The sequence below is a fragment of the Vallitalea okinawensis genome (genome assembly GCF_002964605.1).
In the GTDB taxonomy this organism is placed as follows: domain Bacteria; phylum Bacillota; class Clostridia; order Lachnospirales; family PQDH01; genus Vallitalea_A; species Vallitalea_A okinawensis.
Genome location: NZ_PQDH01000009.1, coordinates 222,558 through 245,230, shown reverse-complemented (window position 1 = coordinate 245,230; position 22,673 = coordinate 222,558). Strand labels below are relative to the sequence as shown.

18 protein-coding genes are annotated in these 22,673 nt (G+C 32.9%); 15 read left to right on the top strand and 3 right to left on the bottom strand.

All coding sequences use genetic code 11. The features are described from left to right. Positions 1–99: 99 nt before the first annotated feature. Both C1Y58_RS21135 and C1Y58_RS21130 read left to right on the top strand, forming a co-directional pair. Positions 100–1,293, top strand: coding sequence for a glycosyltransferase family 4 protein (locus tag C1Y58_RS21135; RefSeq protein WP_105618544.1), 1,194 nt, complete (start codon positions 100–102; stop codon positions 1,291–1,293). Next, positions 1,277–2,362 carry a glycosyltransferase gene (locus C1Y58_RS21130; RefSeq protein WP_157950229.1) on the top strand — a complete coding sequence of 362 codons (1,086 nt, stop codon included), beginning with the start codon at positions 1,277–1,279 and terminating at the stop codon, positions 2,360–2,362. The genes C1Y58_RS21135 and C1Y58_RS21130 overlap by 17 nt, the downstream gene beginning before the upstream one ends. A 51-nt stretch (positions 2,363–2,413) precedes the next feature. On the opposite strand, the gene C1Y58_RS21125 is transcribed toward C1Y58_RS21130, so the two are convergent. Continuing rightward, the gene (locus C1Y58_RS21125; protein ID WP_105618540.1) at positions 2,414–3,817 is read right to left on the bottom strand and encodes an undecaprenyl-phosphate glucose phosphotransferase; all 1,404 of its coding nucleotides are present in this window, start codon (positions 3,815–3,817) and stop codon (positions 2,414–2,416) included. Between the two features lie 179 nt (positions 3,818–3,996). Between C1Y58_RS21125 and C1Y58_RS21120 the strand changes: the two genes are divergently transcribed. From C1Y58_RS21120 to C1Y58_RS21070, 11 genes are all read left to right on the top strand, one after another. After that, positions 3,997–4,218: a DUF2508 family protein gene (locus C1Y58_RS21120; RefSeq protein ID WP_105618538.1), complete on the top strand. Its 222-nt coding sequence runs from the start codon at positions 3,997–3,999 to the stop codon at positions 4,216–4,218. Positions 4,219–4,446: 228 nt separating this feature from the next. After that, positions 4,447–9,759 (top strand): S8 family serine peptidase, encoded by a 5,313-nt coding sequence (locus tag C1Y58_RS21115; RefSeq protein ID WP_105618536.1) that lies wholly within the window; start codon positions 4,447–4,449, stop codon positions 9,757–9,759. 222 nt (positions 9,760–9,981) lie between these two features. Further along, positions 9,982–10,239, top strand: coding sequence for a pro-sigmaK processing inhibitor BofA family protein (locus tag C1Y58_RS21110; protein ID WP_105618534.1), 258 nt, complete (start codon positions 9,982–9,984; stop codon positions 10,237–10,239). Between the two features lie 567 nt (positions 10,240–10,806). Beyond that, positions 10,807–11,388, top strand: coding sequence for a 2-oxoacid:acceptor oxidoreductase family protein (locus tag C1Y58_RS21105; RefSeq protein WP_105618532.1), 582 nt, complete (start codon positions 10,807–10,809; stop codon positions 11,386–11,388). Then, positions 11,385–11,693 carry a 4Fe-4S binding protein gene (locus C1Y58_RS21100; RefSeq protein ID WP_105618530.1) on the top strand — a complete coding sequence of 103 codons (309 nt, stop codon included), beginning with the start codon at positions 11,385–11,387 and terminating at the stop codon, positions 11,691–11,693. The genes C1Y58_RS21105 and C1Y58_RS21100 overlap by 4 nt, the downstream gene beginning before the upstream one ends. 59 nt (positions 11,694–11,752) lie before the next feature. Next, entirely contained in the window at positions 11,753–12,937 is a 1,185-nt protein-coding gene (gene porA / locus C1Y58_RS21095) for a pyruvate ferredoxin oxidoreductase (protein WP_105618528.1), read from the top strand. Positions 12,938–12,952: 15 nt separating this feature from the next. Beyond that, positions 12,953–13,882: a thiamine pyrophosphate-dependent enzyme gene (locus tag C1Y58_RS21090; protein ID WP_105618526.1), complete on the top strand. Its 930-nt coding sequence runs from the start codon at positions 12,953–12,955 to the stop codon at positions 13,880–13,882. Between the two features lie 521 nt (positions 13,883–14,403). Continuing rightward, on the top strand, positions 14,404–15,471 hold the full coding sequence (locus C1Y58_RS21085; RefSeq protein WP_105618524.1) for a rhomboid family intramembrane serine protease: 1,068 nt from the start codon (positions 14,404–14,406) through the stop codon (positions 15,469–15,471). A 50-nt stretch (positions 15,472–15,521) separates the two neighbouring features. Next, positions 15,522–16,265, top strand: a complete 744-nt coding sequence (locus C1Y58_RS21080) for a hypothetical protein (RefSeq protein ID WP_105618523.1) — start codon at positions 15,522–15,524, stop codon at positions 16,263–16,265. 124 nt (positions 16,266–16,389) lie between these two features. Then, positions 16,390–17,445, top strand: a complete 1,056-nt coding sequence (locus tag C1Y58_RS21075) for an SCP2 sterol-binding domain-containing protein (RefSeq protein WP_105618521.1) — start codon at positions 16,390–16,392, stop codon at positions 17,443–17,445. Positions 17,446–17,545: 100 nt separating this feature from the next. Continuing rightward, entirely contained in the window at positions 17,546–17,938 is a 393-nt protein-coding gene (locus C1Y58_RS21070) for a hypothetical protein (RefSeq protein ID WP_105618518.1), read from the top strand. Here the strand turns inward: C1Y58_RS21070 and C1Y58_RS21065 are convergent. Further along, positions 17,907–18,602 carry a sensor histidine kinase gene (locus C1Y58_RS21065; protein ID WP_170311656.1) on the bottom strand — a complete coding sequence of 232 codons (696 nt, stop codon included), beginning with the start codon at positions 18,600–18,602 and terminating at the stop codon, positions 17,907–17,909. The genes C1Y58_RS21070 and C1Y58_RS21065 overlap by 32 nt on opposite strands. Positions 18,603–18,858: 256 nt before the next feature. Here C1Y58_RS21065 and C1Y58_RS21060 point away from each other — a divergent pair, with 256 nt between their 5' ends. Then, positions 18,859–19,272: an HIT family protein gene (locus C1Y58_RS21060; protein ID WP_105618571.1), complete on the top strand. Its 414-nt coding sequence runs from the start codon at positions 18,859–18,861 to the stop codon at positions 19,270–19,272. Positions 19,273–19,291: 19 nt separating this feature from the next. Here the strand turns inward: C1Y58_RS21060 and C1Y58_RS21055 are convergent, their stop codons facing one another. Then, entirely contained in the window at positions 19,292–20,362 is a 1,071-nt protein-coding gene (locus C1Y58_RS21055) for an undecaprenyldiphospho-muramoylpentapeptide beta-N-acetylglucosaminyltransferase (RefSeq protein ID WP_105618515.1), read from the bottom strand. Between the two features lie 417 nt (positions 20,363–20,779). Between C1Y58_RS21055 and asnB the strand changes: the two genes are divergently transcribed. Further along, positions 20,780–22,597 carry an asparagine synthase (glutamine-hydrolyzing) gene (gene asnB, locus C1Y58_RS21050; protein WP_105618513.1) on the top strand — a complete coding sequence of 606 codons (1,818 nt, stop codon included), beginning with the start codon at positions 20,780–20,782 and terminating at the stop codon, positions 22,595–22,597. The last annotated feature ends 76 nt before the right edge of the window (positions 22,598–22,673 follow it).

Sequence of the window (22,673 nt, the reverse complement as noted above, 5' to 3'; positions counted from 1 at the left end):
CCTCAAGAATTACAGATCAATGAAGATTCAAGAAGTTTGAGTATTTTAGTTGATAATATTGAGATATTGTACTAATTATTTTGATAAATAGGTGATTATGTGAAAATATTATATCTTACAGCTAGACAACCTTATCCTTACATTAAAGGAGATCAGCTAATCTCCTATAATCAAATAAAAGAGCTAAGTAAACGACATAAAGTTTACTTAGTTTCTTTTTATGAAAATCAGTTGAATGAACTTGATAAAGAAATGTCCAAATATTGTGAGGAGATATACTTATTTAATTCTAACAAGTTATCTAAGATCATTTCCTCATTAAAAGTCTTTTATAATGGTAAAAGTATTCAAGCAAACATGTTTTATATGAAAAAAATTAGAGATATAATTGATAAGTTATATAATGAAATTAAACCTGATATTGTGCACGTACTTTCATTTAGAATGGCAGAATATTTTATTGATAAGAAAACTAAAAAATCTATTACCCTGGTTGATGCATATTCTCTTAATATGCGTCTAAGAAGAGATAAATGTAAGAATATCTTAAAATTGTTATGGCATACAGAGTATTTATTATTAAAAAAATATGAAAATAAAGTGCTTAATAAGTATGATATTAAAACTATAGTGGCAGAAAGAGATAAAAAATATTTACTAAATGAAAACATAATTGTTAATCCAATAGGAGTTAATTTGGATTATAATTTTTTACACGAATGTAAACAAAAATATAGAGATAAAGAAGTATCAAATAATTACACTAATATAATTTTTCAAGGTAATATGTCATATTTTCCAAATATTAAAGCAATAAAGTTTTTAGTTAATGAAATAATGCCAAAGTTAAATAGGAGAATAAGACTATTTTTAGTTGGAGGACAGGTTTCAAAAGAGATTCAAATATTAAAAAATAGTGATATAATTATCACTGGATATGTAGATAAAATTGAGCAATACTTAGCTATAGCAGATATTGCTATTTATCCAATTTTTGAAGCCACAGGAATGCAGAATAAAGTTCTTGAGGCTTTAGCGGCTCAAATACCTTGTATTACTACTGATCAATGTCTAACTGGAATTAAAGGATTGAAGCATAAGGAGAATATTTTAATTGCTAATACAGTTGATGAATTTGTTAACTGCTTTAAGTTACTTGAAAATAATGATAAACTACTTTATCAGATGAAAAATAATGGATATAAACTTATACAAAGAGAATATTCATGGGATAGAAATGTTACTCAACTTGAGGAATTGTGGGGTGAATATAATTATGAAAATGGTAATTGATTTAAGAAAATTAACAGGGAAGCCTAGTGGAATAGGAATATATATATATTATTTACTAGATGGTATTTTAAAAAAATCCAATATACATATAATTGGAATAACTGATATTGTTAAAGGAGAACTTATTGAAAAGTTAGCTGGTAAAATTGAGATAATTGAATATGGGAAAAGTGTAAACAAAAATAGAGAAGTATTCTTATATTTTAAATTTATAGAAGACATCCTTTCTAAAATAAAGCCTGAATATTTTTATGAACCAAATTTTATAATTACAAGAAATCTAAAAAAAGAATTACCTAATTTAAAATGCATTATTAATATTCATGATATTATACCCATAACTCATAAGTATCACTCATTTATATATAGAATCTATTTTAAGTTTTTTCTTTCTAAAACATTAATGATAACTGATAAGGTAATATATATATCAAATGATTGTAAATCTAAAGCTGAGAAGTATTTTAATAAATTAAAATATATAAGCTCTACAAAAGTATATCCAATAATAAATTATAACTTCAATCCAATTAATAATGATAAAGATTACTTTTTATTTATTGGAAATATTGAAGAACGTAAAGGTGTTCGGTTATTACTTGAAGCATATATCAAATATTTAAAAAATAATGGTCAAAAAGACCTAGTGATATGTGGTAATTTATATGATGATAAACTGTTAAAGAAAATAAATGATACTAAAAAGCTGTCAAATGGTAAATTTAGATATATAGGTTATGTAGAAGAAGATGAAAAAAACGAATTATTAAGAAATTGCTCAGCATTCATATACCCCTCTTTTTGTGAAGGGTTTGGAATTCCGCCTATAGAAGCGCTTTCATTCTATAAACCTATTATTGTAAGTAACATAGATGTTTTTGAAGAAGTTTATGGAGACTGTGCTAATTATTTTACAATATACGGAGAGAATGATGAAATAGAAGATTCTTTATATCATAGAATGAAAGATTATAGGCAGGTAGATAAGAATAAAATACAAATGTTACTATATAAATATAGCCAAGAGGCTAATGTAAAATCTTTTTTAGAGTTTCTTGATGCTAAATAGATAATTATTAACTTATTGTTTATTAAAAAGAAGTCCTATGGGGACTCCTTTCTAATATGCATTTCTATGTACAAAGCCTTTAAATACTGTTAAAAATGCAATTTTAATATCCATTTTCAAGGTCCAATGTTCAATGTAATAGATATCATATTCAATTCTTTTCTTTATGGATGTATCACCACGCCAGCCATGAACTTGAGCCCAACCGGTCATACCAGGTCTTACTTGATGCTTAATCATGTATTTAGGAATTTCCTCTTTGAATTTATCTACATAATAAGGACGTTCAGGTCTTGGACCAATTAAACTCATATCACCTTTGATAACATTGAATAGTTGAGGTAATTCATCGATACTTGTTCGTCGTATGAATCTTCCAATGGGTGTTATTCGAGGATCATTACTGGTAGTCCATACTGTATTCGATGACTTAGAATTCTGAACAACCATGGATCTAAATTTATACATCATAAAGGATTTTCGATCTAATCCAACTCGTTCCTGTTTGAAGAGGATAGGACCAGGTGAAGTAACTTTTGTAATAAGGGCTGTTGTAATCATTATTGGACTGAATAAAATTAAGGCAACGATAGCTCCTACTATATCAATGCAACGTTTAACAAATCGCTTGATATAATCATTAAGTGGTACGTCTCTTATACTTATAACAGGAAGACCATCTAAATTTTCGATATAAGGATTCTTGGATATAAATTTAAAATAGTCAGGTACAAGCCTAGTAAAGATACCTGATTTCTCACATCGTTCTATAATACTTTCTAATTGATGATAGTCTTTTAGGTTAAGTGTAACTACAATTTCATCTAAATTAATGGAATCAATAAGTGAATCTAGTTCATCTAATCGACCTATTACCTTTATCCCAGCGTATGTATAGTTCATTTTCTTATGATTATCTAAAATGCCATAAATTTGATAACCCCATTGAGGATTATTTCTTATATGTCGAATATATTCTTCTGCAGCTGAGCTATAGCCTACGATAAGGAGATGCTTTTGATTAAATCCCTTTGATCGCATAACGTGTAAAATTTGTCGTAGTATATATCGCTCTATGGTACTTAAAGTAATATTGATGCATCCAAATAAGAAAATGACTAAACGTGAATAGTGGATACTTTTTGTTACATATAAGAATGTAATAAACAAAGCAACAATTACTATATTAACTTTTATAATATCAAAAATCTCAAAAAGAATACTTGAAGTTCTTTTTGGTTTGTACATTTTAAAGATGTAATACAGCAACCAATATGATGGTACGATATAAATCAATGGTTTTATGTAATATTCAAAGGACAGGAAGTTAGCATCAACTTCAAACATGCCAGAATAAAAACGTAAATACCAAGCTAATATTAAAGAGATGCATATAACGAGACCATCCAAAATAACTAATATTCTATTTAAATGTCTTTGGTTCTTCTTTATCATTCTAATCACCTATTGTTTAAATTTCTTTCCAACTTAATATTACCATATTTTCTTAATAACTTCTATAAGGCAGATTAAATTAATTATATGAATAAAATGGAAAATATTAGACTATAATTTAACTGAACACATACTTATTACCGAAGGATTGTGGTTCCTTGGTGAAAGAAGGTAGAACAATGATACCTAACTTATGGCACAACACTGAAGATACACTATCAGAAGAAGAGAGACAAATTATGGAACTCCTCAAAGAAACCCAAGAAGAAATTGACCAAATACACAACAAGTATGATTATGCTACTGACCAAAGCATAATCGACAGCTATATCTACCAACTTAAAGCGTTACATTTACGCTATGAACATTTGCTAAATGAAGTAAAAAAATTCTGTTCTTGAAAGCGCATATCCATGCGCTATTTTTTTGTCTCAGATATCAAAAAAATGAATAATTTATCCATGCTAACCTATTAATTACAGTATAATTGATAATACATATAAAATATGGTAAAATATGCACATCTCGATAGAGGAGGTGTATAAGCTTAAATACTACAGTATAAATTAGATTTTGTCATATGCTGTAGTAATTTTTGATGTAAAAACAAATAAAAGGAGGGAAATTTAATGAAGAGAATTCTGTCAATGGTTCTAATTTTGTCAATGCTTGCAGGGAATGTAATAACAGCGTCTGCAGAGACTTCACACAAGGATCGAGTAAAGGAAATAAAAACTTCAAGAATGAAAACTCTTCAAGAAGAATATGGGCTTCAAGATTCGGATGAAGTACGTATTATTGTAGAACTAGACAAGAGTCCAGCTCTTGAGTATTCTACAGCAAAGTTAAATGATGTTGCAGTGGAATTAGAAAGCTACCAAGTTCAAGTGATGGATGATATCGTTGATAGTAAAATATCTGTAGATTACCATCATCAATTTACTAATGTAGTTAATGGATTCAGTGCTACAACTACAGTAGGTGATGCAAAGCGTATTGAGGAATTATCAGATGTAAAGAGTGTATACATAGCAACTGAATATGCAAGACCTGAACCAGAAATGTTTACAAGTGGTGATTTTATTGATCTCCCAGAGGCAATAGATTATGATGGTAAATATACTGGTGAAGGTACAGTTGTAGCTATTATTGACACAGGGATTGATTATACACATAAGGATATGCGACTAAGTAATCCAGACAATGCCAAATTAAGTGTAGAAGTTGTTGATAGTTTAGTTGCAGCAAATGGGTTAGAGGGTAAATATTATACGGATAAAGTACCCTATGGTTATAACTATTTTGATAACAATGATGAAGTTATTGATAGTGGTAATTATGCAAGTATGCATGGTATGCATGTAGCGGGTACAGTTGGAGCTAATAGTCCTGATGAAGAAGGCCTTAAAGGTGTAGCTCCAGAAACACAATTACTTGCATTAAAAGTTTTCGGTAACAATCCTGCAGAAGAATCCACCTATGGTGATATGATTATAGCTGCTATTGATGATGCTATCGCTTTAGATGCAGATGTAATCAACATGTCTTTAGGAGCACCTTCAGCTTTCGTTAACAGTCAAGATTTAGAGCAGCAAGCTGTACAACGTGCAACGGATAGTGGTGTTATCTGTTCAATTTCAGCTGGTAACTCAGGCTTCTTTGGTGAAAACTTATTATATCCTGTAGCAGATAATCCAGATATCAGTATGGCTGGTGCACCAGGATTAGTAGAGTCAGCTTTACAAGTTGCATCTCTAGAAAACAGCATCATTCATGCTGAAACGATTAATCATGGAGATGACCAATATATTTATAGCGAGGCAGGTCCTAAAGATCCTATCGGCACATTGGGTACAGAGGACTATGAATATGTTTACTGTGGAGTAGGTCACGATAATGAGTTTGTTAATGTATATGGTAAGATAGCACTTATTAAACGTGGTGATATGTCTTTTGTTGATAAAGTGAATAATGCTTATAAACATGGTGCTATTGCCGCTGTTATCTATAATCATGAAGATGGTGGTGATGAACTTATCAACATGTATGTTGGTAATATAAAAATACCAGCTATTTTTGTCGGTAATAGTGATGGTGCAGCATTGGAAGCAGCTGAAGAAAAAGTTATTTCTTTTGGCGGTGAGAAAGAGGAAGTTAATGCTTTATCTGGTGAAATGTCTAGTTTCTCATCATGGGGGACTGTATCAACTCTTGATCTTAAACCAGAGATCACTGCGCCAGGTGGACAAATATATTCTACGTTTAACGATGATAGTTATGGTTCTATGAGCGGTACAAGTATGGCTGCTCCTCATGTTTCAGGTGTGATGGCACTCATTACTCAAAGAATAAATGAAGAGTTTCCTGAACTAGAGGGTGCTGAAAAGGTTCTTTTTGCAAAGAATTTAGCTATGTCTTCAGCGGTACCACATAGTTATGAAGAAACTCTCTCTTCCCCACGTCAGCAAGGTGCAGGGGTAATTAATGTGTACAATGCTGTATCAACGCCTATTGTTGCTACAGATGAGGAATCGGGAGAAGCAGAAGTTGAATTATATGAGGTTGATGAGGATATTGAATTTGAGGTAACACTAACCAACTATTCCGATGAGGAGGTAACAGTGAAAGGTTCTGGAGCTGTTATGACTCAGACAGGAGTGAATGCTTATGGTTATGAGTTTATTGTTCCAGCAACTACACCTCTCTATAAAGAAGTTGATGGAGAATATGTGGCTTTAGAAGTGGAACTGAATGAGGAAGTTGTTGTTCCAGCAAATGGTACAGTAGATGTGGATGTTCAGATTGATATTGAAGATGCCTATATTATATATAGTGGTAATGTTGTTAAATTAACGGACGTTTATGATAATGGTGCTTTCATAGAAGGTTTTGTACAATTTGATGCTATTGATGATGTTCACTTAGCAAGTATCCCATTTATCGGTTTTTATGGTGATTGGAATGCAGCACCGATTCTTGATGGAATGATCTACGACGATGAGACTAATGAATCATTCTTCTGGGATTCTTATTTACAAAATCAATTTGGTAACCCATTAGGTGAAGTACCATCAGAGGACACTTATAGATTAGACAATATCGTTGTGGGTAATCCAACAAATGAGTTTAGTTCACAGTACATTTCACCTAGACTATCTTTACTCAGAAATGCGAAAGAGTTAAAGGTAATGATTTTAGATGAATCCAAGGAATATATTAAGACCTTAGGAATTTTTGAAGATTTAACTAAGAATTATGGTGATACTGCTTATGATTTATCATTTTTAGGTTGGGATTTAACCTTAAATGGTGACTATGTAGAAGATGGTCAGTATTATATGAGAATCATGGCGAAAATCAATTATGAAGATGCTGATTATCAAGTTTATGACTATCCATTTAATGTGGATCATACGATGTCCACAATTGATAGTGTAACGCTTAATCAAGAGACAATGGAATTCACTATTGAGGCAACATCAGCAGGTAAAGGTATCAAATCCTATGGTGTTTGGTGCTTAGGTGCTGAGACGGATGAGTTATACGAATACTATAGTGATAGTAATGTAATTGATATTGCAGATGTAGAAAATAAGATCTATGAAGAAGGCATAGGGGGAGATTTCATACTAATTCCAGTTGTTGAAAGTATGAATGGTTCCGTAGATTTAGGTAGTGCGTATGAACTAGGTGTACCAATTCCAGTATCTCCAAACATGGAATTTGCTGACTTCGAAGATGATGTTATCAATATGAATGCTGCATCTGAATTAACTAACGAATATGATATCCAGGTTAATGAAGCATATAAATTAGATTCAACAATATATGGAGAAGATAACTATCTACTTGTAACAAGTGACATGGAAAAAGTCTTCTATCTAGAAACATATGATGAAGAAGTCATGGACTTCATAGATCATGATACATTAGAAGCTGTTGATGCAGGTCAGACTTATCTAGAAGCTGTTTATGTTATTGATGAAGAGCTGTTTAGTGTACTTAATGAACCTTATGCGACAACATCAGCTGCTGTTACTACAACATCATCTACTGTTGAAGTAACTACTGACAGTGTTGTTAAATTCATTGATGACGATGATTTAGATGGTTTTACACCTGATGAAGACTACTTTAGTTTAGAAGCTGAAGTTATTGTATTTAATACAGCTGAGCCAATAGGAGCAGCAGACAATGACCAAGAACCACCAACAGTTGTTATTGAGACACCTGAAGAATACAAAGATGTCATTAGTCCAGAGCTCATACTTGAAGCAGATGGCGGCTATTATGTTGTTATAGCAGGTACTGTGGATGATGTTTCAGCCATTGATTATCTGAAGATCAATAATGATGTAGTGCCATTAGAGTATAATGCTGATGATGGTGTTTGGGAATTTACTTATAATGCAAATACGGAGGAGCAAGACCAAGTCAAGTTAAATATTGATGTATGTGACGTAGCAGATAACGATTTAACTTTTGAACATGAGTTTTTTGTAGATGGAGTAGACCCAACAATTATTTCTGTTAATTTAGGCGATGATGTAGAAGAGGTTGGAGATAGATATTATCTAAGTATCGATACTATTATGGTATCAGATTACTTACCTGCTTATGATGTCTATGTAAACGAAAATATGGTATACACGAAGAATGAAGACTTTAAGTCTTATAATGAAAAAATACTTGAAAATGCACCTTCCACAATTGAAGATGTTTTAGCCCCAATCGAAGAAGGCGAAAATATCATTGAAATTGCTGTAGTAGATTATGCTGGTAACCTTACTATATGGGAGACAACATATAATTTATCCGTTGATGATAACTCATCAAGTGGTGGTAGTTCAGGTGGATCAAGCGGTGGCAGCTCAGGAGGACCTAGTGGTACCTCAACTACTATAAGTAATTCTGATATAGAAGATCAACTTAAGGATGTAGAAGATGATGTTGTTGATGTTGAGTTTACCTTAGAAGAAGGTGAAGATTCTGCAGATATTAAAATTAACAACAGCACATTTGAGAAATTAAATGATAGTGAAAAATCACTTGGCATTCAAGTTGGTGAAGCAATGGTTATTATTCCACCTAATGCCTTAAATAATGATGACAAAGCTTCAGTTAAATTAAATGTTACTTTATCAGAAGCAAAAAATAGTCAAGTGGTTTCAAAGATTTACAACTTCAAGTTCAGTGCAGCCAATGGTAAAAATGATAAGGTTAACCAATTTAAGAAACCATTAATTATTCACATCCCAGTAGATAATTCTAAGGATGTTGATACAGATCGATTAGCTATATATTATCTAAATGAAGAGACAAATCAATGGGAAGTAGTTGGTGGAGTCTATGATGCTGATACAAATACTGTTGCCGCTCGAGTAAACCATTTTAGTAAGTACGCAGTATTAACAGATAATAAGTCCTTTGAAGATATCAATGGACACTGGGCTCAAAAGACTATTGAAAGTCTTGCTTCAAAAGGGATAATTGATGGAAAGTCTCTTAACGAGTTTGATCCTGAAGGAACATTGACTTATGCTGAGTTCACTAAATTAGTAGTATGTGCCTTAGGACTTTCAGTAGAAAGTACAGATGGAGTATGGTTTGAGCCATATGTGGAAGCTGCTTTAGAGGCAGGGCTTATTACTTCTTTAGATGTAGTCAAGGCTAATCAACCAATTTCAAGAGAGGCTATGGCTGTTATATTAGCAAAAGCATTACAAAATGAGGATCCTTTTGAGAAGAAATATGAACCAATAGATCCAATAACATTTGTTGATTCAAATGAGATTTCTGATGATGCAGTAGATAGTATCAATTATTTAACATCTAATAATATCTTACAAGGGAATGATGATAATACCTTTGCGCCAAAAGATACATTAACAAGAGCAGAAGCAGCAACTGTTATTAATCAACTTGTAAATGCATTATATTAGTTTGAATCAGATTATTTCAATTAGAATATAGTTGAGTACACTAAATGTTGAGCATCACTAAGAACACCTTAGATTTTTATATAAATCTAAGGTGTTCTCTTTATTCAGCTTATATAAATATCTTGTTTTATAGTATGAAATATTGAGTTCTAAAAGTAGACATGCTCTAATATACTGTAATATAGCGCCTTAACAAGCTAGTGGGTGGAAGGAGTGAGAATATTGGATTCTAACCAAGTACTTATTTTAATTATTATTATTACCTTAGCCATTTCTGTGATCATGGTCATGCCAAAGTTTTTTAAAATTATTGGTATGTTACTACTAAATTGTGGTGTTGGGCTATTTTGTTTATACTTTATTAACTTAATTGCACCTATGCATTGGCAGGTTGGACTTAATTTCCTTACAGGAGCTATTGTATCCATCCTAGGGTTACCAGGTGTAGCATTACTTTACGCCATTCAAATAATGATTTAGATTTATAAGGAAGGCAGATATGGTTAATAAATTAACAATAAAAACCTTATTATTCCTTCTAATTACATAATTAAGGTAAATACATATAAGGTATATGAAATTATATCATTTATAAAATAAAGTAAAGATATTCTTTAATGAGAATATATCTTTGCTTTTTTTACGATCTAAAATTTATCAATATTATGTAGTTATTGAGAACTTTAAGAAAAATATTTAAGTAATAAGCTTGTTTATATTTAAAAACTAAAGAGTACTTCAAAACAATAGATAATAAACGTTATATAATAATAATTATGCATTATTATATAAGTTAGAGTTGGTTTAGGATTTTACTATTTTTGAAGTAAATAGAAAAAGTACGCTATAAATAAGAAGAGTTCTCAACTAGAAATAGTGAAATACAAATAGATTGAATATAAGTAATATTTAGGTAAAAAATGGTCGAAAAATCCGCCATTTATATGTATACAATATACGTTTTTTTATTGACAATTTGACTTTCGGGGTGTTAAACTAATAGATGGAAAATAGTAAAATTTATATATACAAGGAGGGTACCAACACATGAGTAACAACATGATTGAGATCCGCTGGCATGGTAGAGGTGGACAAGGCGCTAAGACTGCATCCCTATTATTAGCCGAAGCAGCTTTTGACACTGGTAAATTTATTCAAGGTTTCCCAGAATACGGTCCAGAACGTATGGGAGCACCTATCACTGCTTACAATCGTATTAGTGATGAAAGATGTCCAATTCACTCAAATATTTATGAACCAGATTATGTTGTTGTTGTTGATGAAACATTAATCGATGTGGTTGATGTTACAGCTGGTTTAAAAGAAACTGGTGCAATCATCATTAACACAGAAAAAACACCTGAAGAGATCCTTGGTAAATTAAAAGGATACAAAGGTGGCGTTTACACTGTAGATGCTAGAAAAATTTCTATGGCAACATTAGGTCGTTATTTCCCTAATACACCTATGTTAGCTGCAGTATGTAAAGTATCCAAAATCATGGATGAAGATATTTTAGTTGAAGCAATGGCTAAATCTTTTGCACACAAATTCGCTAACAAGCCACACGTTATTCCAGCGAATATGGATGCATTAAAAATGGCACTTACGGAGGTGAAAGGCGCATGAGTAAATTCAATAAATGTATAATTCCACCTTACACTCCATGGCAAGATACAACTCCAGGTGGCGTTGTTACTTCAACAGGTAACGCTCATGAGTTCAAAACTGGTGACTGGAGAGCTATGAAGCCTGTATGGCATGAAGATAAGTGTAAACATTGTTTGCTTTGTTTCCCTGTTTGTCCTGATAGTTCTATCATGGTTTCAGAGAAAAAAATGACAGGTGTCGACTTTGATCACTGTAAAGGTTGCGGTGTTTGTGTAGAAGCTTGTCCATTTGGCGCTTTCGATTTCGTTCCTGAGGGAGAGTAATTCGTAAGAGGTTAAAATAGATGAAATACGGAATTTAATTTTCTAGGAGGGTAAGTATAATGGCAATTCGCGATAAATTATCTGGTAACGAGGCGGTTGCTGTTGCTATGCGACAAATCAATCCTGATGTAGTAGCAGCATTCCCTATTACGCCTTCAACAGAAGTACCACAATACTTCTCAGCTTTCGTTAATAACGGTTTAGTTGATACTGAATTCGTTCCTGTAGAGTCTGAGCATTCAGCTATGTCTGCATGTATCGGTGCTCAAGCAGCTGGTGCAAGAACAATCACAGCTACATCTGCAAATGGATTAGCATTAATGTGGGAGATGCTTTACATAGCAGCATCATCTAAATTACCAATCGTATTAAATGTAGTAAACCGTGCATTATCTGGTCCAATCAACATCCACAACGATCATTCTGATTCAATGGGTGCTAGAGATTCAGGCTGGATTCAATTATATGGTGAAAACAACCAAGAAGCTTATGATAACGCAATTATGGCTGTTCGTATTGGTGAGCACAAAGATGTTCAATTACCAGTAATGAACTGCTACGATGGTTTCATCACTTCTCATGCGGTTGAAAACATTCAATTAATTGAAGATGACAAAGTAAAAGCATTCGTTGGTGAGTACGATGCTGATATTTATATGTTAAACAAAGAAGAACCTATCGCTGTAGGTCCTTTAGCAATCACTCATCACTACTTCGAACATAAGCGTCAACAAGCTGAAGCTATGGTTAGAGCTAAGGCAGTTATCATTGAAGTTTCTAAAGAGTTCGAAGCTATGACAGGTAGAAAATACGATTTATTCGAATCATATAAAATGGAAGATGCAGAAAGAGCTATCGTAGTAATCGGTTCAACTGCAGGTACTTCTAAGTATGTTGTAGACCAATTAAGAGCTAAAGGCGAAAAAGTTGGTTTAATCAAAATACGTGTATTCCGTCCATTCCCAGCTGAAGAACTTGCGGCAGCTTTAGCTAACGTTAAAGCAGTAGCAGTAATGGATAAATGTGATGGTTTCAATGCTAAAGGTGCACCATTATTCACAGAGATTACTAGTGCTCTATACTTGGCAGAAAACAGTCCATTAGCAGTTAACTACATCTACGGTTTAGGTGGTCGTGACGTTAAGACTGATAACATTGAAACAGTTTACGCTGCATTAGCTGATATCGTAGAAGCAGGTAAAGTAGAAAATCCATATCGCTACGTTGGCGTAGTTGAAGCTTAATAGGAGGTGAATACAGTGGCATATAATTTAAAAGAACAAAGTCAAAAACCAGAAAGACTTACTGGTGGTCATAGAATGTGTGCTGGTTGTGGTGCTCCACCAGTAGTTCGTACAGTATTAAGAGCACTAAAACCAGAAGATAAAGCTGTTATCGGTGCTGCTACAGGATGTTTAGAGGTTTCTACATTCTTATATCCTTACACAGCCTGGAAAGATTCTTTCATTCACTCTGCTTTCGAAAATGCAGGTGCAACAATTTCAGGTGCTGAAGCTGCTTACACTGCAATGAAGAGAACAGGTAAAATTGACGAAACTCATAAGTTCATTGCTTTCGGTGGTGATGGTGGTACTTATGATATCGGTTTACAATCATTATCAGGTGCGATGGAACGTGGTCATGACATGGTATACGTATGTTATGATAACGGTGCATACATGAACACTGGTATTCAACGTTCATCTGCTACACCTAAGTATGCAGATACAACAACTTCACCAGCTGGTTCAGTAGTACCAGGTAAGCAACAATTCCGTAAAGACTTAACTGCAGTTATGGTTGCACATGGTGTTCCATATGTAGCTCAATCTGCACCACTTAAAAACTTCAAAGATTTACATGAGAAATCTGAGAAAGCTATTTATACTCCAGGTCCAGCATTCTTAAACGTAATTGCTCCATGTCCTCGTGGATGGAGATACGAATCTCCTAAATTAATGGAGTTATGTGAGATTGCTGTTGATTCTTGCTTCTGGCCTTTATATGAAGTAGAAAATGGCGTATACAAATTATCTTACATGCCTAAGAAGAAGCGTCCAATCAGCGATTGGTTAGAAGCTCAAGGTCGTTTCCGCCACGTGGCTAAAGATGCAGCTAAAGTGGAAGAAATCCAAAAAGAAATTGATGCTCGTTGGGAAAAGTTATTAACACTTTGCGGCGAAGCATAAGAAATAATAGATCAAAAGAGCTATCTCTGTCATCGGAGATAGTTCTTTTGCTTTCTTCTTTTTTATGACAGCAAGTAAAATAAATCTTCGGTAATATTAAAAATTTGACATTTTAAAATTTTTTTCGCCCAAAAAGCAACTATATAGTGTGGGAGTTTTGAAAAATAGCACAATATATTGTGTAAAGATAATGTTAATTCTGAAAAATTAATCAAAAATAAGTATAAAGGATATTGACTTGTCATTAAATGAATGTTAAAATATGTATTGTAATTGTTAATTTATTATGAATTAGCAAAGCTCACCTCGTTTTAATAAGAAATCCCCGTTTCTTATTAATTTCTTTGCCAGATGATACATCTGGTTTTTTTTTCGTTTTTGGAGTCTTATTTGAGTATTGTATTATTAATAAACCATCGGTTATAATAAAATATAACTTAAATATGTTGAACTTCATATCCACATTGGTTCTAATATTTTGTTAGCTACTTGATTTTGTTTCGGATTAAAAGGAGCAAGCAATGATGATAAATAATTTTATAAACTATATGCGACATTATTTTAATAGTAACGGTTATCACCGTATTCCGGTTTCAAATCAAAACATTCATTCCTTTTTAAAGCAAGCACAAAACCATATGTATATCATTAATTTATATGATGTGAATCTCTACCCAAGTCATCAATGGTCACATATTATTAAAAAATGTGAAACAGATTTTTATTCTTATTTTGACAAATTTCCAATCCATCGTAAATTCGTATTAAATATATTCGTTGGAGGGGATGAGATTTTTAAGCTTTATACATCTCTAAAGGATGAAATCATTAATTATGATAGTGACATAATGTCCTTCAATTGGTTTGTGGACAGTGTCAATAAACAGATGACTATACCTGATCATGCACCAAATCAAATTTTAGGAATAGAAAAAGTGATTGATCAGTACTTGCATCCTGAGAAGAAGAAAGATAAACCTCACATACATTTGAAGGAAATGACAAAAAAGCCTATGATTACATATACCTTTTTAGGTGTCAACATTATCTTTTGGTTCATTTTTCAATTGCTATATAATGAGAATTATGTACTGCAGATTTTGGGGTTGAATAGTATTCGCTTATTTAATAATTATGAGGTTTGGCGATTATTCACTTCTATGTTCACTCATTTGGACTTCAGCCATTTGATATTTAATATGTTTAACCTCTTTATTTTTGGATCAAGACTAGAAAAATACATGGGATCAACGAAGTATACGGTTGTTTATTTATTTACTGGATTAGTTGCTGGGTTATGTAGTGCTACGGCAACTTATCTCTATCAACCATATATCTATCAACTCAATGTATATGCCATAGGAGCATCAGGAGCGATATTTGGAATAATGGGTAGTGCTCTAGCTATGACTTATACAAGTGGTGAGAGTATAGAAGGACTTAATTCTTTTATGATTTTTATGATGTCTATTATCGGAATATTTATGGGAATCATGGGTACAAATATTGACAATATCGCTCATATTGCAGGATTCATTTCTGGTTTTGCATTTACCAAAATTATAATGAGCCAAAAACAACAAGCCTAGAATATTTTTCGTCACCCTAGTGAAAAATAGCACTATGAGGTGGTGAATGTATGACAATTACGCAGTATTTGAATACTTTTCAAAAAACTTTGCCTGCCCACGTAGATATGGTTAATATATTAGATGACTATATTTACGAGAAAGAAAAAAATAAAGGCGATATAAAATACTTACTGCAATTTCAAAAGTATTTAAAGCATGAATATGGATTTATATATACGGATGAGATTAGTGAGGACTTATTTAAGCGATTTATCTTATACCATATACCAAAGACAGCTAGCTTTCTAACATATAATAAATCAAAACAGCTCCTAAAGGAGCTTGGATTTTTTATGGCCAGTGAAAGAGTCAAAACTCATAAAAATATAAAAAGAGATTATAATAACGTTTATTATGAATATCTAGAGGAATTTCCAAGAATTATGCAGCTTCAAAAAGAGATAAAAAATGAGATAGGATACCCTGTTGTAGAATTTGACCCATTAGTTATTGATCTACTCAGTTATCGACGAGAAAAACTCTTAGATAAATATCAGGAGAAATCACCAATCATGGAACAAGGATTTTTTCAAGTTCTTGAGGTGTTTGGTAGTGGCATCGTAATTTTTAAGAAATTGTTTGGTTCAGAAATGTATATCAAATTGCATATTGGAAGAAATATTGTACCTTATCTCAAAAAGTATGATATCATACACATGAGGATAAGTAGACGTTTGTTCTTCACAACTTGGAATCTAGACAGTGTTAAAAGCTGTTATCATAAAGATGCATTATCATTTTTAAAAGTATAATATCTATATAGAACTTATATATCCTGTAAAGTAATAGAAATACGGATCCTTAAGAGGTGCGTATTTCTATTATTGAACTTATTAAGGTGTCAAGTTAGAGTAATGATATAAGAGGAGGGAAAAGGTGAAGTTCTTAATCATTAATGACGGTATAGAAGAAAACCAAGATGCTTCTTATAAAGTAGCTCAGATCTATGAAAGTATCTTATTAGAGTTAGAAGTTGAAGCCAAAGTACTTCATTTAGCAAAAAAGATGCCCACTATGCAAGCTTTCAATATGTTATTAGAAAATGTAGAAGGGGTAATCATTGTTAATACGGTAAGATGGGTAGGCATCGGTGCTACCATGCAAACATTCTTAGATCTGTGTCACGATTTTAACAAAGATTTATTCCTAGACCGATATGGACTCATTGTAACACTCGCTAAAGAAAGTGGAGAACAACTAGCAGAAAATTGCCTTGTTCGTTCATGGTTACATCTTGGAGGTAAATCTCCTGAGACATTAAAAGGTGTTGTACAGGATCAAAATATAATCCAGCAGAAACCAGATATCTTAAAATCTATTGAGAAAAAACTTGAAGACTTTTATCGTTATGTGGCTTCTAAAAGACCTTGTTTACCATCATCTATACATAAAACAGTACAGACTGTTACACCAATAGAACAAGTTGAACCAATGATCAAGGAGGATATTAAGGAGCAATATACTCCAGACTATCAAGCAGCAACACCTATGGTATCTCAAGAAAGAACTGAAGTTGCACCTGAAAATAATGAAGTAAGCAAAGAAGTTAATAATGAAGTCAATGATATCTTTGAAATCACTAAATTGTTTCAAAATAAGCTTAAAAAGGTTGAGCAGGGTCTAAGTATTGAAGGAATAGAAGAGCGTCTTAAAAAGCGGTACAAGCCTTCACAGATGGTTGTTAATCATCTCATATACAGTTTTAAGATAACAGGAATTAAAGAATTATACTTCATACTCATTTTAGAAAAGAATGGTATACGAATATTAGAAGGGCTAGGTATGGAAAGTCATATTGAGATTTCCATGGATGATAGGAGTTTTAATCAAATCATAGATGGCAGCTTATCTCTTCAAAATGCTTTTGTACTTGGTAAAGCCATCGTCAAAGGTCAAATGGCTTTATTGGGTATATTTGATGATAGTATGTAAAGCTAATAAGAATCCTTTAAGAACGCAAAGTATTAAAAATTGTTCTTAAAGGATTCTTTTATTGCATAGACTTGTAAAAAGGACAAAGTGGGGTGATTAAATGAGCCAAGACAGTACACTGTTGAAAGGGATTATGGAACATACATGGCGAGAATGTAATGAACTAGTAAGTATTTATGATGAAATCTCATATGATGAACCCATAAAAAATCGTTTAAAACAACAAATCTATATGGAAAAGATAAAACAATCGGATTTACTATACCAACTCTATCAAAAGGAGTATGGTGAAGAGTTAGTAAATAGAGAAGAAAAAAAGGGAGGCCAACCCAACATAGGTAGCCTCATAATAGAAGAAGTGGAATATATTAATAATTTACAAATCATCTATAATCAAATAGATAATTCGAAATCGCAAAAAGTAATGATAAACCTTATGTTTATCCAACAACAAATAATATTTAAACTGTTTTCAATACAGGCAATCGCATAATAAAGGTCGAACCACAATTTTTTTCGCTGGCTACTAAGAGTTCACCATGATGTTGGTTAACAACCCATTTCACTAAAGCTAGACCTAACCCAGTACCGTAATCTTTAAAACTTACATAAGGAGTAGTTATGTGTTTCATTTCATATTGACTCATGCCTAACCCGGTATCGTTGACGATGATATCTAAATGATCATCTTGAAGTTCGGCACGAAGGGTGATTTGATCGCAGTTTTCACAAGCTTCCACTGAATTCTTAATAAGATTAATGACAGCTTGCTTGATTTTATTCGAATCACCTGAAATGAGTAGTTGGTTATCAGTATTGAACTGAGTATTTATATATATACCCTTTTCCTTTGCAGTAGTATAAAACATACTGGATACTTCCTTTAATACTGATAATATGTCGAATGTTTCAAATTTAATATCCATTGTTTTGTTAATTGTCGAAAAATCATTCACGAGGTTACATAAATGATTAATATTATTTTTTAAACTTGTCCATTTCATTGACGACATAAGTTCTGGGTCAGTTAGCTCCAGTAATTTTATATTACCGTTTAGGACAGACAAAGGGTTTTTTAATTCATGTAAAAATGAATCTAACATGACTTGTGTTAAATCCGTATCTTCCGATTGATTTGACACATCGATATACTTCATCTTATCACCTTTTTCATTTGTAAAAGCGTCCCCCCGTGTCCCACGACAAAGAATGTTACTCATCCTTTTTGTGACTTAACTTAGTCACACATAATAATAGATACTTTAGAAGACAGTTTTGTTCCCACAAATTTAATTTTTTTTGTATTTTTTTCGAGTTTTTATGATAATATATCTGGACTTGCCTGAATAAAGGGAATAGAGTATGATAATGATAAAAGAAAACCTTACTGATGACAAAGAAAGGAGCTTATATATGAGTGATTGTATTTTATGCAAAATAGCAAAAGGTGAAATCCCCTCAAAAACGATTTATGAAGATAATCAATTCAAAGTATTTCTTGATATTTTTCCAGGGTCTAAAGGACATACACTCATCATACCAAAGCAACATGTGGCTAATATATTTGAACTAGATGAAGAAACAGCTGGAGAGCTATTTAAGATAGCCACTAAAGTTGCAAAAGGAATGAAAAAGGTACTAGGCTTTGAAGGAATGAATATTGTGCAAAACAACGGTGAAATAGCAGGACAAACTATCTTTCATTTTCATCTCCATTTGATTCCGCGCTATAAAGATGATCAAGTATCTATTAAGTGGGAACCAAAGGAAGCAGACCAAGCTGTACTTCAAGAGTTAAGAGACGCTTTAGTAGAAGGTTTAAAATAAGGATTAAAGGCTCAGAAAATTAGTTTTTCTGAGCCTTTTCTATAACATCTAATACATTTTGAATACCATTTGATGTATTACTTTTTTTCATTGCTGCTACGTATTGATTACGATTTTTAAAGACTGTATCAATTGCTTTCAGGAAATCATCTTTAGTGGCAGTATCTTCATCTAAGACATAACTGAAGCCTTGTTTATTGAAGGATCGAGCATTAAGTATCTGATCCCCTCGACTAGCATTAGCTGATAGAGGGATGAGAATATTAGGTTTTTTAAGTGCTATAATTTCAGAAATGGAGTTAGCACCTGCTCTAGAAATAATTAAATCGGACAAAGCAAAAAGGTGAGTCAGTTCATCCTTAACATAATCGTATTGGATATAACCTTCTTTTTGGATGCTGCTCTCTACGTTACCTTTACCACAAAGGTGAATGATCTGAAAGGTCTTAAGGAGCTCATCTAAATTAGCTCTTAGAAGCGTATTCAGTTTAACAGACCCTAAACTACCACCAACCAGCATAAGAACTGGTTTATTCGTATTAAAACCTGTGATATTAGCCCCCTTTTCTTTACTACCTTTGAAGATCTCCTCACGTATAGGTGTTCCAGTTAGAACGGCTTTATCAGAAGGCAGATGCTTCATGGTCTCAGGGAAAGTGGTACAAACCTTGTTGGAGAATGGGATAGCAATTTTATTAGCTAGACCTGGTGTCATATCCGATTCGTGAATAATGGTTGGTATACCTTTCATCTTTCCAGCCATAATAACAGGTACGGTTACAAAACCACCTTTGGAAAAGATGACATCGGGTTTAATTTGGCTTACAAGTTTTATGGATTGACCTAGGCCCTTTAGGACTTTAAATGGATCAGTAAAATTTTTCACATCAAAATAACGGCGTAATTTACCAGAACTAATCCCATGGTAAGTTATACCTTGTTCTTCTATGAGTTTTCTTTCGATACCCTCATAGGTTCCTATGTAATGAATATCATAACCGCGTTTTTTTAAATATGGTAGAAGAGCAATATTTGGCGTTACATGACCAGCAGTACCTCCACCTGTTAAAATAATCGTCTTTTTCTTCATATAGTCACTTCCCTATCAATGCTTATCATTCAAATTTAATTATTATGTCAAAGTATATCTATTGACTAATTGAGATGATGGTTTTAGAGGTTAAGGCCAATAAATATAGGATATACTCTTAATGTAGTTTTCGCTCTTAAACGTTGATTTATTCCATAATGTATGATAGAGTTTTTATAGTGTGTTAAAGTATGTCTATAACCGAGGAATAATCAAGCGTTAACGAGAATAGTGTAATGCTTATTCCTTAATTATTAAATAGATTATTGAAATTGTCAATTAGATATATTGAACTTAACATGAAATACGATCTTATTATAAAGATCAACCTAGTATATTGATTTTTTGAGTTGAATTGTACTGAATATTGCTAGTATTTAGGTATTCATTCAACCTATATGGAAAAGGAGTGTTCCTATGTGTGGATTTGTAGGGTTTTCTTCCTTAATGAACAATAAGGAAGCTACACTAGAGCAAATGATGAATCAAATCATCCACCGTGGACCAGATAGTGATGGTAAATACATGGATGAGCATGTCGCTCTAGGGTTTAGACGCCTAAGTATTATTGACTTAGAAGGCGGTTCACAACCAATATATAACGAGACAGGCGATATTGTGCTTGTTTTTAATGGAGAAATTTATAATTATCAAATTTTAAGAGAAGAGCTGATAGAAAAAGGACATACCTTCGAAACCCATACGGATTCAGAAGTTCTCGTACATAGTTATGAAGAATACGGTTCCGATATGTTGAACAGATTAAGAGGGATGTTTGCCTTTATTATATGGGATAAAAAGAAAAAGATGCTTTTCGGAGCTAGGGATTATTTTGGAATCAAGCCTCTCTATTATACCAAAATGAAAGATACTTTTATGTTTGGTTCAGAGATTAAGAGCTTTCTTGAACACCCTGATTTTAAAAAGGAGCTTAATGAAGAGGCTTTAGAAGGTTATCTTTCCTTCCAGTATTCACCTATGGCAGAAACCTTCTTTAAAGGCGTTTATAAGTTACCCCCAGCCCATTACTTTGTTTATAAAGACGGACAAGTGTATATAGAACGTTATTGGGAACCAAAATTTGATACAGAAGAGAAAACATTAGATGAATACATTGATCTCATTGATGAAACCTTTAAGGGTTCTGTTGAGACCCATAAGATCAGTGATGTAGAAGTAGGTTGTTTCCTATCCAGTGGTGTTGATTCAAGCTATGTAGCAGCTACCTTTAATGGAGATAGAACTTTTACAGTTGGATTTGATTATGATCAATATAATGAAATAGGTTACGCTCAAGAACTATCCAAGACCATTGGTATTGATAACTATCATAAAGTCATTACCACAGAGGAGTATTGGGATTCACTATCCAAGATCCAGTATCAGCTGGACGAGCCGTTAGCTGACCCAGCAGGAGTAGCTCTCTACTTTGTAAGCCAGTTAGCTAGCCAACATGTCAAAGTAGTTCTTTCTGGCGAAGGTGCTGATGAACTATTTGGTGGCTATAATATCTACAAAGAACCAAGTGCCTTGGCATCTTATCAAAAGCTACCTAGATGGTTCAGAAAGTTCGTAGGTAAAGTTGCAACATGGTTACCCGATGTAAAGGGTAAGAGCTTCTTAATAAGAGGTAGTAAAACAATCGAAGAACGCTTCATAGGTAACGCCAATATGTTTAGTGTCAAAGATCGCAAAAAAATTCTTAAGCACCCTACCAATGCACCAACACCTCAGATGTTAACTAAGCCTTTCTATGACAAGGTGAAAGATAAAGATGATGAAACAAAGATGCAGTACTTGGATATTCATATGTGGATGGCAGGGGATATCTTATTAAAAGCAGATAAAATGAGTATGGCCCACTCTCTTGAGTTAAGGGTACCATTCTTAGATAAAGAAGTCATGGCTTTAGCAGGAAAGATTCCTACCAAGTACCGTATCAACAATAAGAACACCAAGTACGCTATGCGTATGGCTGCAAAACGTAACATACCAGAAAAAGTGGCTAATAAAAAGAAATTAGGCTTCCCAGTACCTACAAGGGTATGGTTAAGAGAAGATCAATACTATAAAGTAGTGAAGAAAGCTTTTAAATCTGAAGCTGCTAAGAAATACTTCAATACAGCTGAACTCACAAAGCTTCTTGATCAACACTACAATGGTAAAAAAGACAACTCAAGAAAAGTATGGACAGTATACATGTTCTTACTTTGGTACGAGCAATATTTTGCATAAAGAATACCTCCTAGATCCATGAATTATTTTATGGCACTTAGGAGGTTTATCTACATAAAGAAACTTAGATCTATTT